Below are 15,028 nucleotides of genomic sequence, written 5' to 3'. Positions count from 1 at the left end.
CAATTTTTTAGACCCCTGGGGTCCAAAAAATTGGAAATTTTAAAATGCACTACGAAAAAGTAGTGCATTTTTTGTTTTCAAATTTTTACACAATTTTAATAAGCCTTTAAAATATTCATGTTAATATAATTAATATAAAAAGTTAATAATAAATAAACTGAAACTTATATAAAAGTTAAAACAACAAAGCTATAAAACTATAAAACTACATGCTTTCGACTTTTACATCATATTCAAGTAAGGGTATTAATTTAAATATGTAATATGAAAGGAAAATAAATAATATGACAAACAAAAACACTGAAAATGAAAACATTAGGAATAAGAATATTATTTCATATGAAGATATAAGAAGTAATAAGGAAATTCAAACATATATAAACTCTGCAGATAAAATATTAGGCATTTCAGGATATACAAAACATGATCTAGGACATGTTGGAAAAGTTGCAGAAACGGCTGCATATATTTTAAGGGAGCTTGGCTATGAAGGAAGGGAAATAGAACTTGCTAAAATAGCAGGCTTTATGCACGATATAGGAAATATGATTAATCGTCATGAGCATGCACAAACAGGAGCAGTTCTTGCTTTTAAAATATTAAAAGACATAGGGATGGATCCAGAAGAAATTTTTATGGTAACATCTGCTATTGGAAATCATGATGAGGGAACAGGTCAGCCAGTTAGTAATATTTCTTCAGCCTTAATATTAGCAGATAAAGTAGATGTAAGAAGAAGTCGTGTAAGAAATTCTGATTTTGCTACCTTTGATATTCATGATAGAGTAAATTATGCTGTGGAAAAAGCTGATGTTTATGTTAATAAAGATGAAAAATCAATACAATTAAATTTAACTATTGATACTAAGATATGCTCATTAATGGAGTATTTTGAGATATTCTTAAATAGAATGATGCTTTGTAGAAAAGCTACAGAATTTTTAAATACTAGATTTGAACTAGTTATGAATAATACAAAAGTACTATAATAAATTAATAATATCAATAATTTAAGCTTATAAAATTAATTTATAAGCTTAAATGATATATACAACTAAATGCAATACATAATATTTATTTGAACTAAATACAATATATGTTAAAATAGACATAAAGGAACTTCCTAAGGTTTAATAATTAATAAAGTTTAAATAGTAATATAATATAGAAATATTTAGAGTATATCAGTAATAAAATTATCATGATAATTGAAGATATAGGAGTATTGTTAGCAAATGGAATTATAAAATTGGAGGTGAATTTTTGGAAGAACATATTATTGAAGAAGACAATATAAAAAATGATATTTTAGGAAAAAAGATGATATATCTAGATCATGCAGCAACAACAGCTATTAATAAAGATGTACTTAAGGAAATGATGCCTTATCTTATGAATCAGTATGGAAATCCATCTTCTATTTATAGTTTTGGTAGAAAAAGTAGAAAGGCAATAGAAAATTCAAGACAGCAAGTAGCAACTGCTATAAATGCTAAGAAAAGTGAAATCTACTTTACAAGTGGAGGAACAGAAGCTGATAATTGGGCAATTAAAGGTATTGCGCAGTATTATAAAAAGAAGGGTAAGCATATAATTACTACATCTATAGAGCATCATGCAGTTCTTAATAGTTGTAAACGATTAGAAAAAGAGGGCTTTGAAATAAGCTATCTACCAGTTGATAATGATGGGAAAATATCAATTGAAGATTTAAGAAAAGCTATAAGAAGCGACACTATTTTAATAAGCATAATGATGGCAAATAATGAAATTGGAACTTTAGAGCCTATTGCAGAAATAGGAAAAATAGCTAGAGAAAGAAATATAATTTTTCATACAGATGCAATACAAGCTGTAGGATCAATTCCTATAGATGTTGAAGAGTTGCAAGTTGATTTACTATCCATATCTGCACATAAATTTTATGGCCCAAAAGGCGTAGGAGCTTTATATATTAAAAAAGGTACAGGCATTAAGGCACTTATGGATGGAGGAGAACAGGAAAAAGGTAAAAGGGCAAGTACAGAAAATGTTTCAGCTATTGTTGGAATGGGAAAAGCTATTGAAATCGCAAATAAAGGTTTAATACAATATCAAAAGCAAATGTGTTATTTGAGAGATAAAGCAATTGAAGAAATTTTAAAAAGTATACCTAATGCTAAACTGAATGGACATGCTGTTGATAGGCTACCTGGAAATGTTAATATTGCATTTAATGGAATGGAAGCAGAAGCAATGATATTAAAATTAGATAAAATGGGGTTTGCAGTATCAAGTGGATCAGCATGTGCTTCAGGATCACCAGAACCATCACATGTACTTAAAGCAATAGGGTTATCACATGAAATGGCACAATGCTCACTTAGATTTACCTTTGGAGCAGAAAATAATATAAGGGATGTAGAAGAGCTGGTAAAAGCATTAAAGAAAATTTATTCAGTGCACAGTGAAAGAGGCACAGTTCACAGTTGTTTCTCAGTTGGAAATTGAGAGCTTTGGACGAAATTATTGTGAATTGTGAACTGTGAACTAATAACTGTGAACTGTGAATTGTGAACTGTGAACTGAAAAAAGGATTAGGAGAGAACTATGGTGAATAATTATAAGCAACTTATTAATAAATTAGAAGAGAATCATAGCATGGTAATGCTAACAAAGCTTTCGTCTAAAAGTGAAAATAAAATAGAGAAAGAATTAATAGATTTAAATAAAGAAGATTTGCTACATATTGATGAAGAAATGAAAAATGCAATAAATAAATCAATAGATAGAAAACTTCCAGAACTTTTTAAAGATAACGGAGGAAAGGAAATTTTAATAGAGTCTTTTTTTCCAGAAGCTAGATTAATAGTTTTTGGAGGAGGAAATATCTCAGAGCATCTTGTTGATTTAGGAGCTAAAATAGGATTTAAGGTTACAGTTATAGACGATAGATTATCTTATGCAAATAAAGAAAGATTCCCATTAGCAACAGAAGTCATATGTGAGAGTTTCGAAAATGTTTTTGAACAAATAAAGGTAAATAAAAATGATTATGTAGTTATTGTTACAAGAGGTCATAAATATGATAAAGAATGTCTTAGAGCAGTTTTAAATATAAAGCCAGAATATTTAGGAATGATAGGTTCCACAAGAAGGGTTAGGGGAATTAAAGAGCAATTTATAGAAGAAGGATATAGTGCAGAGTTATTAGATAAAATATGTTCGCCTATAGGATTTAGAATTGGAGGAATTACACCTTTAGAAATTGCAATATCTATTATTTCTCAAATTATTGCACAAAAAAGGCTTGGTACACCAGATATGATAGCTTGTGCAAATGCTAAAAAGAGAAAAAATTATTCTGATATAGATATTAAGGTTTTAGAAAACCTTGCAAAAGAGGATGAAGAAAAGAAAGCTATTGTTACAGTAACATCTACCAAGGGCTCTACACCAAGGGGAGCAGGAGCAAAAATGATTATCTGGCCAGATGGAAGAATACTTGGAAGTATAGGTGGAGGTTGCAGTGAAGGAGAAGTAATTCTTGCGGCAAGAGATTTAATGGAAGATGGAGAAGAAGAAAGTTTTATGACACTGCAAGTTGATATGACAGGAGATGTAGCTGAAGATGAAGGTATGGTTTGTGGTGGAGTAATGAATGTACTTATAGAATTAATATAATTTTAAGCACCCCTGGGGTCCAGAAAAATGGAAATTTTAGTTTCCAATTTTTTGGACCTCAGGGGTGCTTATTATTTTAGACCAATCAAATAGTGATCCAGGATCGGTTTTCTCAGAATTGTATTCATCATGCCCTATTATATGTTCCCTATCTTTTTGTATAAAAACATGTCTATTAAGAATATCATCTATTAATAAATTTAATGATTCATATTGAGCATCTGTATATCCTAATAATGAAGGATCTATTAAGTTAAATCTTTCAGCTGTAATAATAGGGATCATTTCTTCTTTTGTGCCTATGGCAAGGATTTCTATTCCTATTGAATAATTATTTAGCTTATTTTCATATTTAGGATAATTAGAAAGTTCCCCTGATCCTGCGTGATAAGCAACTCTATTTTCAGGCGTAAAAAGATATATCTCACCATCTCTTCCAATAACATAATGTGAAGATAATTCATACTCTTTTAAAATCGAATATATATCATTAATTTCATATGGATTTTTTTGATTATTATAAGCATTACTTATAAAGTGTAAAACAATATGAGTAGGCGGCGTATGTCTTGGTTTTGAGTTTTTATTTGGTAAAAGCATATCAGTTGTATTAAGGTCTGAATCCCAGTTTATTATTGGTCTAGTAATAATTTCGATTTCCTCTGATGCAGAAGCATATACACTATCTTGTGTAGTACTATCAATATAACTTAATATAGTTGATGTCAAAAAAATAATTAAAATCGAAAGTATAATTAAAAGCCAATTATAAGTGGTTAGAAAATTAATCTTTTTCAAATCGTTTATTATATTTTTTATCATATGATCTCCTAGTCAAGTTTTGAGTTGAAAGTTTATAAATTGTAAGGTTCTTTAGTTAACTTTTTATAAAATAGTATTTTCTTATTTTATAATATATATTTATTTTTTTCCATACTTTCTATATTTTTTACCCCTGGGGTCCAATTATTTTCCAATTATTTTAACATACTTTTGATGTTTAATTATTTCCTTTTTAAAGGGAAATAATAAGATATTCTTAAAAAGGTAATCTTATTATATTATTATATTGAGGACAGAAGAAAAAGTAAGACAAGCAACAAAAGAAAGAGCAACGAACAAAAGCAAGACAAGCAGTTATGAAAAATAAAGAAAAGAAATATAACAATCAAATAGATAAAATTAAATAGAATAATTTAATAGATAAAATTAAATATAACAATTTAATAGATAAAATCAAATAGGATAATTAAAAAAGAGAAAAGAGAAACAAATAGTAAACAAGTAAAATTAGAGTTAATAATAAAAAATAACATAAAGGGGAGAGAGAAATGGTACAAGATTTAAAAGTAAAAATTTATGCAGATGGGGCAGATTTAGGTTCAATGCTTAAGGAGTATGAAAAGGGAATAGTTAGTGGTTTTACTACAAACCCTTCATTAATGAAGATTGCAGGAATAAAGAGTTATAAGGAATTTGGAAAAGAGGTTTTAGAAAACATTAAGGATATGCCAATTTCTTTTGAGGTTTTTGGTGATGATAAAGAAACAATGTTAGAAGAAGCTAGAGAAATTTATACCTGGGGTGAAAACGTTTATGTAAAGATTCCTGTGGTTAATACAAAAGGCGAATTAAACAGAGAAGTCATTAAAGAGTTAGCAGATAGCAATGTAAAACTTAATATAACAGCAATTTTCACTATCAATCAAGTAAAAGATGTTTTAGAATCTTTAAATAAAGAAACTCCAGCAATTATATCAATTTTTGCAGGAAGAATAGCAGATGCAGGAGTAGATCCAATAGAAATAGTAGAAGAAGCAGTAGAGATAGCTAGAGAATATCCAAATGTAGAAATACTATGGGCAAGTTGCAGAGAACTTTATAATATAGTTCAAGCGGATAAAATAGGTTGTCACATAATAACTGTACAAAATAGCATATTAAACAAAATGAACTTGTTTGGAAAGGATTTAACACAATATTCAATAGAAACAGTTAGAGATTTCTTTAAGGATGCAAAAAGCTTAGGATTTTCAATTCTAAATTCTTAAATATTATGTGTGTTTAAATCAGTAAATATATTTGGAGAGGTTAAGACTATGATAGAAAAATTATTAACTGAAGAATTAGTAGATGTAAAGGTCAAAGCAAGTAATTGGGAAGAAGCTGTAATGTCAGCAGGAAAGATATTATTAAAAAATAAAAAAATCGAAGAGAGATATATACAAGCTATGATAGAAACTGTAAAGGACATGGGACCTTATATAGTTATGGCTCCAGGAATAGCAATGCCTCATGGTAGGCCAAGTTGTGGTGTTAATGAAATTGGTGTTGCAGTTATATCATTAGAGTCACCTGTAGAATTTGGAAGCGAAGAGTTTGATCCTGTAAAAGTAATAATTGCTATATGTTCAAAGGAAAATAAAGCTCATATAGATATGCTTCAGGATTTAACCTACATTCTTAATGATGAAGAGCTTATAGAAAAGGTTGATTCATGTAACAATAAAAAAGAATTATTAAATTTAATTTTAGATAGTTACAAAAATAATAAATAGAAGGGAAGGTTGTTTTATGAAAATAATAACAGTTTGTGGTAATGGTATAGGCAGTAGTTTAATGCTTGCTATGAAGATACAAGAATTATGTGATGAGGAGGGGATAAAAGCAGAAGTAGAATCTTGTGATGTAAGTGCAGCTGTAGGAAAAAATTGTGATTTATTCGTTACAGTAAAAGAACTGGCACCAAACTTCAATAAGGATAAAACTCTTATAGTAAGAAGTTATATAAACAAGAAGAAGATAAAAGAAGATATACTAGAGAAGATAAAAGACAAATATGCACAATTAAAGTAGTACACAATTAAGATTCAAATGGTTAATACGAGAAATTTTATCTAGTAAGATTAAATTAAGGTTTCATTTTAAATTATTATTATTATAAAGGGGAAATGGTATTATGGAAGGTATTTTAGCGTTTTTTAGAGATTTCTTAAAAGAACCAGCATTATTAATGGGATTAATGGCTTTTGTAGGGTTAGTAGCTTTGAGAAAACCAGCACATAAAGTTATGTCAGGAACATTAAAGCCTATTTTAGGATATTTAATGCTTGGAGCAGGAGCAGATTTTATAGTTTCTAACTTAAATCCATTAGGAGAAATGATTCAAAAAGGATTTAATATAAGTGGAGTTATACCAAACAATGAAGCAATAGTTTCAGTAGCTCAAAAGGTTTTAGGGGTTGAAACAATGTCTATACTTGTTGTAGGACTTATTGCCAATCTTGTAGTAGCCAGATTTACTAAGTTTAAGTATATATTCTTAACAGGACATCATAGCTTTTTCATGGCATGTCTATTATCAGCAGTATTACAAACAGCAGGATTTGAAGGATGGACATTAATACTTATTGGTGGAGCGTTCTTAGGATTAATAAGTGCAATATTACCAGCAATAGGTCAAAAATATACATTAAAGGTTACTGATGGTGACGAAGTTGCAATGGGTCACTTTGGAAGTTTAGCATATTATGCTTCAGCTTGGATAGGTGGAAAAGTTGGTAATCCAGATAATAGTACAGAAAAGATGGAGATTCCAGAAAAATGGAGCTTTTTAAGAGACACAACTATATCAACAGCACTAACTATGATGGTATTCTATTTAATTGCAGCTATAGCATCAGGATCAGAGTTCGTTGCAACTTTATCTGGTGGACAAAACATGATATTATTTGCACTAATGTCAGCAATGAAATTTGCAGTAGGAGTTACTGTAGTTTATGCAGGTGTTAGAATGATTTTAGGAGATTTATTACCAGCATTCCAAGGTATAGCAACAAAAGTTATACCAGATGCAATTCCAGCAGTTGATTGTGCCGTGTTCTTCACATATGCTCCAACAGCAGTAGTTATAGGATTTGTATCTAGCTTTATTGGAGGAGTAATTGGTATGTTACTTTTAGGGGTAGCAGGTGGAGTTCTAATTATACCAGGACTTGTACCACATTTCTTCTGTGGAGCAACAGCAGGTATTTATGGTAATGCAACAGGTGGAAAGAGAGGGGCTGCAGTAGGTGCTTTTGTAAATGGATTATTAATAACATTTATTCCAGCATTATTACTTCCTGTACTTGGAGATTTAGGTTTCCAAAATACTACCTTTGGTGACTTTGATTTTGGTATAATAGGTATAGCAATAGGAAAATTATATGAATTCTTAGGTAGCACTGGAGTAATTGCTTTATTAGCCTTATTAGTGATAGCAGTAATAGTTCCAAGTTTTATGAAAACAAAATCAAAGGTTATAAATAATGCCTATGATGATGGAGAAGCAATGTAATATAATATGATTTATTCTCCTCTGGGGTTCAAATAATTGGCCCCAGAGGTTAATTAAATTTTGTGTAGCTGCCTTATGACAGCTTCATTTTTCATGGTGCGACAGCACTTTAATAGGGGGGCGTTTTTTTGAACACAAGATGTGTTGAAATCTTAAATTTATTTATAAATTCTAATGGGGAACAAAATGTTGAAGATTTAGCAAAAAGATTTAATATTTCAAAGAGAATGATTAGATATGATATTGATGAAATAAATAGTTTCTTAAAAGAAAATAAGGTTAAAGAAATAGATAAAAAGCCTAACTCTCCATTAAGATTCATTTTAAATGAAAAGGAAAAATCAACTATAAATAAGCTTATAAGTAATATGAATACGGGAAATTATATTTTTTCCACAGAAGAAAGGGTAGGAATATTATTATATGAATTATTAAGCTCAAATAAAGAGTGTAATTATAATGTCTTACAAGAAAAACTACTTATAAGTAAGACAACATTAGTAAATGATATAAGAAAGGTAAAGCTTTGGCTAAGTAAATTTGATATAAGTATTATAAAGGTTTCTAACAAGGGTTTTAAAATTCAAGCAGAAGAAATTAATATTAGAAAAGCAATGACGAATTTACTTATAGAAAATAATAAATATAATATTATAGAAACTTTAGAAAAAATATATAATAATGAAAATAAAAAAATAATAAGTAATATAAAAAAATTTAGTATAAATAAAGAAAATATGGCTTATATAAAAGAATTAATAAAAGATGTTGAAAAAGAGTTCGGAATATTTTCGGAAGAAGATTTTATGAATTTAGTTATAGATGTTCTTGTAATAGTAAATAGGGCTTCAAAAAATGGTAATAAAGATTATAAGGAAGATATGTATAAAAATTATATTGAAGATGAACAAAGGGACAAGAATCATGAGGAAAGTATACAATTGGATAAGAATTATGATTTCCTCAAATCTTTAGAAAGAATTCCTTTAAAACCAGCTGAAACTAAATCATCACAATTAGTGAAAGAAGTATTTTCACAGGGGCGAGAATCACAAAAAGAATTTTTAATAAAAAAATTAATTAAGGATTCTTTAGAAAAGAAATATGAAGAGAAATATCCTAAAAATAAATTAAATATTAATGTTGAATTTAATAAAGTATCTTTAAATGGAAATAAACTAAGTAGTAATAATCTAAAGGAAGTATATAAAAAAGAATATAATGCAGCTGTAAAACTTTCAAATAAATTAAAAGATAAGTATTTAATTGATATAATGGATGATGAAATAAATATTATAGCAAGCAGAATTTTATCTGGTAGTAAAAATGACAACGATATTTTTGATTCAATAGATTATTTTGATGCTTGTTATATTGCAGATAAATTAATTGAAAATGCAAAAAGTACTTTAAATAAGGACTTTAAAATGGATAATAAATTGCTTGAGGGCTTAATAAATCATCTTAAAAGTTTAATATTTAGGCTTAAATACAAAATTGTTAGTGAAAATCCTATATTAGAAACTATAATAAATAATTATAAAAATGAGTTTGCATTAGTTAAAAAGTCAGCTGAATTTATTGGAGAGAAATTTAGTTGTGAATTAAGTGATGATGAAATAGGATATTTAGTCATGTATATAGAAGCATTTATAGAAAAAAGCAAAGAGGAAGAAAAGGATAAAGTAAAAGATATATTAATAGTTTGTTCAGCAGGCTTTGCAACAGGAAGAATGCTTGAAGCTAAAATAAAAAATTCCTTTATAGTAAATGTTGTTGGAGTAACCTCTGTTCATAATATAAGTAGATATATAAAAAATACTAAAAGTAAATTAAATGACAAGCTATATGTAGATTACATTATTTCATCAGTTGATATAGAAGAAGAATATAATATTCCAACTATAAAAGTTTCCCCTATATTAAAAGAAGAAGATTTAAAAAGACTAAAAGGGATATTTCCACAAAGGCAATCTTTAAATTTAGAAGAGGATCATAGAGAAAAAGAAATAAAAAATACAAAATCAAAAAACAAATTAAATAAAATATATACAGAAGAAAATTTAACTATAGAATCAGAAAGTTATACGTCATCAATTTCCTCTATACATAATAGTATTTCTAGGAGGAACGCTGATCTTACTAGTAATGTCAATGCTATTGTAGATATTAATAATCTGATAGAAATCATTGAGAAAAACTGTGAAATATTGAATAAGGAAACTTTAATTAATGATTTAGAAGAGTATCTTAATATTAATAAAAAAGAAGAAAATGATATTTATGAATATATTAAGCCAGAAAATATACAACTTGATTTAGAAGCTAGTAATTGGCAGGAAGCAATAAGTCTTAGTGCAATGCCACTACTTAAAAGTGGTGATATTACTGAAGAATATGTAAAAGCAATGATTGATAATGTAAATAAATTTGGGGCTTATATTGTAGTAGATGATGGAATAGCAATACCACATGCAAAACCAGGAGATTACGTTAAAAGTTTCGGAATAACAATAAGTACTTTCAAAACTCCAATTACAATAGGAGAGCATAAGGATATTAAGATTTTTATAACTATAGCAAGTGTTGATAGTAAAAAACATATTGAAATGATAACACAAATAATGAAGTTGATAGAGGAAATAATGTAAAAAATGAGCTCAAAAGGCTCATTTTTATTTCCAGTTTTTACACCCCTGGGGTCCAATTATTTTCCAATTTATATGAGTAAGATATACAGTAGTTGGTTATACTTTCAGATAAAATAAAAGAGTTTTAAGGAGATTATTATTATGCCAACACCTAAAATAATATGGCAGGAGGGGGCCATATATCATATTACAACAAGAGGAAATCACAAAGAAGCTATCTTCAAGGATGAAGATGATTTTGAAGCATATTTAGAACATATTGATGAGAATTTAAGGTATTACAGTCATTTAAATTATGAATTAATTGCTTATTGTTTGATGAGTAATCATGTGCACCTTATGATTAAAACAGAGAAAGAGCCATTAACAAGTATAATGAGAAGATTAAACTCAAAATATACTAAATATTTTAATAAGAAGTATGATTATGTAGGACATTTATTTCAAGGAAGATATTTTGCCGAAATAATAAATAATCGTGAACATTTGTTAGATGTAAGTAGATATATTCATTTAAATCCAGTAAAAGCTAAAATAGTGAGCAATCCAAAAGACTATAAGTGGTCCAGTTATTCTAGATTTATAGAAACTTATGATAATAGAAATAATGAAAATAAAGATAGAAATAATGAAAATAAAGATAGAAATAATGAAAATAAAGATAGAAATAATGAAAATAAAGATAGAAATACTGATGATAGAAATACTGATGATAGAAATAAAGGTAGATATGGTGATAAAAAATATAATGATGATGTAATTAAATATAAAAGCAATGAGGTTAAGGATAAAAATATTACAAAGAAGAGACAGAAGAGTAATATTAAATTAAATAAAAATAATATAGTAAATCCCAATATAGTTCTAGATTATTTTGCTTGCAAGGAAAGATATAAGGAATTTGTAGAGCTTTCACTTAAATAAAGTTAAGTATATAATAAGAGAGAGTACCCCTGGGGTCCAAAAAATTGGAAATTGCTTTGAAATAATATAGAATTATGTAAAATATTTGTAAAATTACTATTGTATAATATATAATAAATTAAATAGGGAATATTACAGTTCACAGAGCACAATTCACAGTTCACAGTTCACAGTTCACAGGGTAAAGTTCACAGTTCACAGGGCACAATTCACAATTCATAGTGAATAATTAATAGGTTATTATGAACAGTTTGGAATTAAATTACTGTATAGTTTCAGTTTCCGAAATTTAAGTTATTTATTTAATAAGAAAACTTTTTAATCCAGCTTTTCTGAAATTATTGTAATAACTGTGAATTATGTATTGATAATTAATAATTATTAATGAGAGGAGTATTTAATATGGTACATTTAGTTTATTGCGATAACGCAGGAAAAAAGGGAGAGAAGGTTTTAGATAAAATATTAGAAGGAACAAAAACAATGATAGTTAGAGGTGCTGCAGGAAGAAAAATACCTCATAGTCGTGTTTTTGAAGGAGAAAAGCTGTATTTTATGGAAAAGGGAAGTTCTAAAATTACTGTAGCTGCTACTGTAAGTAAAGTTGAAAATTATATTAAACTTTCTGAGGATGAAATAAAAAAAATATTAGAAGAAAATCAACCTAAATTAAATCTTTCTGAGAAACAAAAGGTAAGATGGCACAAAAAATGTCTTTGTCTAGTAGAATTTTCTGATGTTGAAAAAATTGAACCATTAGAGTTTGATCATCAATCAAATATGGATGATTGGTTAATTGTTGAAAAAATTGAAGATGTAGTTGTTGGAACAAGTATTCCTTATAATTATGAAAAATCAAAGTTTTAAAATAAATATAATATCAATATAAAAATTAAGTAAGTTATATTTGTATATATGGAATAGGGGAGATAAATAATGGTATTTATAAAAATTATTGTTAGTGTTTTATTAATAATAGGAATAATAAATCCTAAATTATCATGGAAAATGTCAGAAGGGTGGAAATACAAAGATATAGAACCAAGTGAGGGATATCTTATTGGAACAAGAATAACTAGTGTAGTTATTTTAGTAATAATATGGCTCACAAAAGTTGGAATAGAATGATATTTGTAAATTAATCAAAGACACATAATAAAAAAGTGCTGAGAAGATATAAAGCATTAGGAGATAAAAGAATGGACATATGGATAAAGTTATTAAGTATTTCAGATAAGGAAGAGTTATTAAAATTTGAGTTAACAAACAGAAAATTCTTTGAAGATACATGTTTGCCAAGAGGAGATGACTATTATGAAGTTCAAAATTTCAATAGCATAATAGAAGAATTGGTACAGGATCAAGAAAAAGGCTTAGTATATATGTATTTAATTTATAATAATTTTAATGAGATTATTGGAAGAGTAAATTTGGTAGATGTACAAAGAGGAAATTTCAATAAAGCAGAGCTAGGATATAGAATAGGTGAGATTCATCAAGGAAAGGGATATGCTACAAAGGCTGTGAATTTAATTTTAAAAGAAGCTATAAATAACTATAAGCTTCATAGAATAGAGGCAGGAACATCAATTAATAATATTGCTTCTCAAATTGTATTAATAAAAAATGGGTTTCAATTTGTGGATAAGCAAGAAAAATATATATTATTAAATGACAAGTGGCATGATAATGCTATTTTTGAAAAAGTATTAGATTAAAATGGTAAAGAGCTAGTAGATAGATAAAATAGATAAATTACTGAGTGATAAAAAAATATTTATGCAGAACTGATGATAAAGATATAAAGTTATCTGATGAGCAGGATAATTATGTTAGCTAAAAGATAAGAATAAGAGGTACGATATTATGAATAGAAATTTATTACTAGATATACATACGCATACATTAGTTAGTGGTCATGCTTATGGAACAATTAGAGAAATGGCATTTGCTGCTAAGGAAAAGGGAATTGAGCTTTTAGGAATAAGTGAGCATGCACCAGGAATACCAGGAACATGCGATCCCTTCTATTATTTGAATTTAGGTGTAGTACCAAGAAAAATTTATGGAGTTGAAATAATCCATGGATGTGAAATTAATGTTTTAAATGATGGACGACTTTCTCTTGAACAGAAATATATTGATCGTCTGGATTATGCTATTGTTGGTATTCATAGGCAATGTTATGAAAATGCTGGAGTAGTTAAAAATACGGAGAATCTAATTTCTTGCATGAAGCATGAAAAAGTCTTTTTTGTTTCACATCCTGATGATGACAATACACCATTAGATTATCAAAAATTGGTTATAGCCGCAAAAGAGTATAATGTTGCACTAGAAGTAAATAATAGTTCTTTATTAAAGAAAAACCAGCGACTAAATTGTGTAGATAATTATAAGAAAATGCTTAATCTTTGTAATCAATATGGAGTACATATAATTATTAACTCTGATGCTCATGATCCAAGCTGTGTAGGTGATTTTTCAGAAGCAGACAAGTTATTAAATGAAGTAGGATTTGATAATGAATTAATTTTAAATACAAGTATTGATAAGTTTAAGAAGTTTATTCACTATTAAGCTAATAAATTGATAAGTTTAAGGAATTTATTCTTTATTAACCAAATAAGGGGTTAGCCTTATAATTTATAGTATCCTTGATATATCATATGATTAAAGAAAAACAAAATATTTATTGAAATATGATGAGATTTTATGCTATTATGTAATGATATTTATGTGTTAGTTTTTTATACACTAAAATATAAATAGCAATCTAAATTTTATATATGGAGGCTATTATGATAAAAAACGATGAATACTTTATTAAAAAGGCAATTGAAATATCTTTAAAGGCAAGAGAACAAGGTAATGAGCCATTTGGTGCTGTATTAGTAAAAGATAATGAAGTTGTAATGATTGGAGGAAATCAAATTAATTCAGTTTCTGATCCTACACATCATGCTGAAATTGGATTGATTCGTAAGTTTTGTTCTGAAAACAAAGTAAATGACTTAAGTGAGTACACACTATATTCAAGTTGTGAGCCATGTGCTATGTGTTCAAGTGCTATGGTTTGGTCTAAACTTGGGAAATTAGTATATAGTGTTTCACATGAACAATTAGCAGAAATTGCAGGAAGCAATATCATGATTCCATGCAAAGAAGTTTTTGAAAGAAGTCCACATCAGACAATTGTTATAGGTGAACTATTAAATGAGGAAGGCTTGAAAGTTTTTGATGGTTATTCCTTTGTATAAGTAATTTAAATATATTAATAAAAAAGATAAATATATAAATATAAAAAAATAAAAATAAAACTATTTTAAATACCGCATATTCTTTTTCTGGAATACTGCGGTATTTTTCTAGTTTTCAATTAAAATACATTATGAAAAATAATTTAAATTCTCAATTCTATTTTATTTAAACTAATTAATATGAATATTTT

At 27.7% G+C, this 15,028-nt stretch carries 15 protein-coding genes; 14 read left to right on the top strand and 1 reads right to left on the bottom strand.

Annotation, left to right across the window (positions count from 1 at the left end):
• Window positions 1–284: 284 nt before the first annotated feature.
• From A500_RS17235 to A500_RS17225, 3 genes are all read left to right on the top strand, one after another.
• Window positions 285–989 carry an HD domain-containing protein gene (locus A500_RS17235; protein ID WP_016208848.1) on the top strand — a complete coding sequence of 235 codons (705 nt, stop codon included), beginning with the start codon at window positions 285–287 and terminating at the stop codon, window positions 987–989.
• Between the two features lie 274 nt (window positions 990–1,263).
• Window positions 1,264–2,490, top strand: a complete 1,227-nt coding sequence (gene nifS, locus A500_RS17230) for a cysteine desulfurase NifS (RefSeq protein ID WP_016208847.1) — start codon at window positions 1,264–1,266, stop codon at window positions 2,488–2,490.
• Between the two features lie 99 nt (window positions 2,491–2,589).
• Entirely contained in the window at window positions 2,590–3,663 is a 1,074-nt protein-coding gene (locus A500_RS17225) for an XdhC family protein (RefSeq protein WP_051993193.1), read from the top strand.
• Between the two features lie 36 nt (window positions 3,664–3,699).
• Here A500_RS17225 and A500_RS17220 read toward each other — a convergent pair whose 3' ends face one another.
• A complete protein-coding gene (locus A500_RS17220) occupies window positions 3,700–4,485 on the bottom strand; it encodes an N-acetylmuramoyl-L-alanine amidase (protein ID WP_016208845.1) in 786 nt (261 codons plus the stop codon).
• 509 nt (window positions 4,486–4,994) lie between these two features.
• Between A500_RS17220 and A500_RS17215 the strand changes: the two genes are divergently transcribed.
• The 11 genes from A500_RS17215 to A500_RS17160 all read left to right on the top strand — a co-directional run bounded on the left by A500_RS17215 (window position 4,995) and on the right by A500_RS17160 (window position 14,837).
• Complete coding sequence (locus tag A500_RS17215; RefSeq protein ID WP_016208844.1) at window positions 4,995–5,714, top strand: transaldolase; 720 nt, start codon at window positions 4,995–4,997, stop codon at window positions 5,712–5,714.
• Between the two features lie 48 nt (window positions 5,715–5,762).
• Window positions 5,763–6,221 carry a PTS sugar transporter subunit IIA gene (locus A500_RS17210; protein WP_016208843.1) on the top strand — a complete coding sequence of 153 codons (459 nt, stop codon included), beginning with the start codon at window positions 5,763–5,765 and terminating at the stop codon, window positions 6,219–6,221.
• A gap of 16 nt (window positions 6,222–6,237) precedes the next feature.
• Complete coding sequence (locus tag A500_RS17205) at window positions 6,238–6,519, top strand: PTS sugar transporter subunit IIB (protein ID WP_016208842.1); 282 nt, start codon at window positions 6,238–6,240, stop codon at window positions 6,517–6,519.
• Window positions 6,520–6,622: 103 nt separating this feature from the next.
• The gene (locus tag A500_RS17200) at window positions 6,623–8,002 is read left to right on the top strand and encodes a PTS ascorbate transporter subunit IIC (protein ID WP_016208841.1); all 1,380 of its coding nucleotides are present in this window, start codon (window positions 6,623–6,625) and stop codon (window positions 8,000–8,002) included.
• A 128-nt stretch (window positions 8,003–8,130) separates the two neighbouring features.
• Window positions 8,131–10,653 (top strand): BglG family transcription antiterminator, encoded by a 2,523-nt coding sequence (locus A500_RS17195; protein ID WP_016208840.1) that lies wholly within the window; start codon window positions 8,131–8,133, stop codon window positions 10,651–10,653.
• Between the two features lie 141 nt (window positions 10,654–10,794).
• The gene (locus A500_RS19735; protein WP_016208839.1) at window positions 10,795–11,577 is read left to right on the top strand and encodes a transposase; all 783 of its coding nucleotides are present in this window, start codon (window positions 10,795–10,797) and stop codon (window positions 11,575–11,577) included.
• Between the two features lie 402 nt (window positions 11,578–11,979).
• Window positions 11,980–12,444: a hypothetical protein gene (locus tag A500_RS17180; protein WP_016208838.1), complete on the top strand. Its 465-nt coding sequence runs from the start codon at window positions 11,980–11,982 to the stop codon at window positions 12,442–12,444.
• 69 nt (window positions 12,445–12,513) lie between these two features.
• Complete coding sequence (locus A500_RS17175) at window positions 12,514–12,705, top strand: DUF6199 family natural product biosynthesis protein (RefSeq protein WP_016208837.1); 192 nt, start codon at window positions 12,514–12,516, stop codon at window positions 12,703–12,705.
• Window positions 12,706–12,776: 71 nt separating this feature from the next.
• Complete coding sequence (locus tag A500_RS17170; protein WP_016208836.1) at window positions 12,777–13,295, top strand: GNAT family N-acetyltransferase; 519 nt, start codon at window positions 12,777–12,779, stop codon at window positions 13,293–13,295.
• A 148-nt stretch (window positions 13,296–13,443) separates the two neighbouring features.
• Window positions 13,444–14,157, top strand: a complete 714-nt coding sequence (locus A500_RS17165; protein ID WP_016208835.1) for a phosphatase — start codon at window positions 13,444–13,446, stop codon at window positions 14,155–14,157.
• Window positions 14,158–14,378: 221 nt separating this feature from the next.
• Window positions 14,379–14,837, top strand: coding sequence for a nucleoside deaminase (locus tag A500_RS17160; RefSeq protein WP_016208834.1), 459 nt, complete (start codon window positions 14,379–14,381; stop codon window positions 14,835–14,837).
• Window positions 14,838–15,028 lie beyond the last annotated feature (191 nt).

Source organism: Clostridium sartagoforme AAU1 (assembly GCF_000401215.1).
Taxonomy (GTDB): Bacteria; Bacillota; Clostridia; order Clostridiales; family Clostridiaceae; genus Clostridium; species Clostridium sartagoforme.
This window is presented reverse-complemented; position numbering and strand designations above follow the sequence as displayed.

What these genes read in the sequence shown, in the direction of transcription:
- A500_RS17210 (WP_016208843.1), top strand. Translation starts at nt 5,763, where the DNA reads ATGATAGAAAAATTATTAACTGAAGAATTAGTAGATGTAAAGGTCAAA.
- A500_RS17225 (WP_051993193.1), top strand. Translation starts at nt 2,590, where the DNA reads ATGGTGAATAATTATAAGCAACTTATTAATAAATTAGAAGAGAATCAT.
- A500_RS17160 (WP_016208834.1), top strand. Translation starts at nt 14,379, where the DNA reads ATGATAAAAAACGATGAATACTTTATTAAAAAGGCAATTGAAATATCT.
- A500_RS17215 (WP_016208844.1), top strand. Translation starts at nt 4,995, where the DNA reads ATGGTACAAGATTTAAAAGTAAAAATTTATGCAGATGGGGCAGATTTA.
- A500_RS17170 (WP_016208836.1), top strand. Translation starts at nt 12,777, where the DNA reads ATGGACATATGGATAAAGTTATTAAGTATTTCAGATAAGGAAGAGTTA.
- A500_RS17165 (WP_016208835.1), top strand. Translation starts at nt 13,444, where the DNA reads ATGAATAGAAATTTATTACTAGATATACATACGCATACATTAGTTAGT.
- A500_RS17180 (WP_016208838.1), top strand. Translation starts at nt 11,980, where the DNA reads ATGGTACATTTAGTTTATTGCGATAACGCAGGAAAAAAGGGAGAGAAG.
- A500_RS17235 (WP_016208848.1), top strand. Translation starts at nt 285, where the DNA reads ATGACAAACAAAAACACTGAAAATGAAAACATTAGGAATAAGAATATT.
- A500_RS19735 (WP_016208839.1), top strand. Translation starts at nt 10,795, where the DNA reads ATGCCAACACCTAAAATAATATGGCAGGAGGGGGCCATATATCATATT.
- A500_RS17220 (WP_016208845.1), bottom strand. Translation starts at nt 4,485, where the DNA reads ATGATAAAAAATATAATAAACGATTTGAAAAAGATTAATTTTCTAACC.
- A500_RS17205 (WP_016208842.1), top strand. Translation starts at nt 6,238, where the DNA reads ATGAAAATAATAACAGTTTGTGGTAATGGTATAGGCAGTAGTTTAATG.
- A500_RS17175 (WP_016208837.1), top strand. Translation starts at nt 12,514, where the DNA reads ATGGTATTTATAAAAATTATTGTTAGTGTTTTATTAATAATAGGAATA.
- A500_RS17200 (WP_016208841.1), top strand. Translation starts at nt 6,623, where the DNA reads ATGGAAGGTATTTTAGCGTTTTTTAGAGATTTCTTAAAAGAACCAGCA.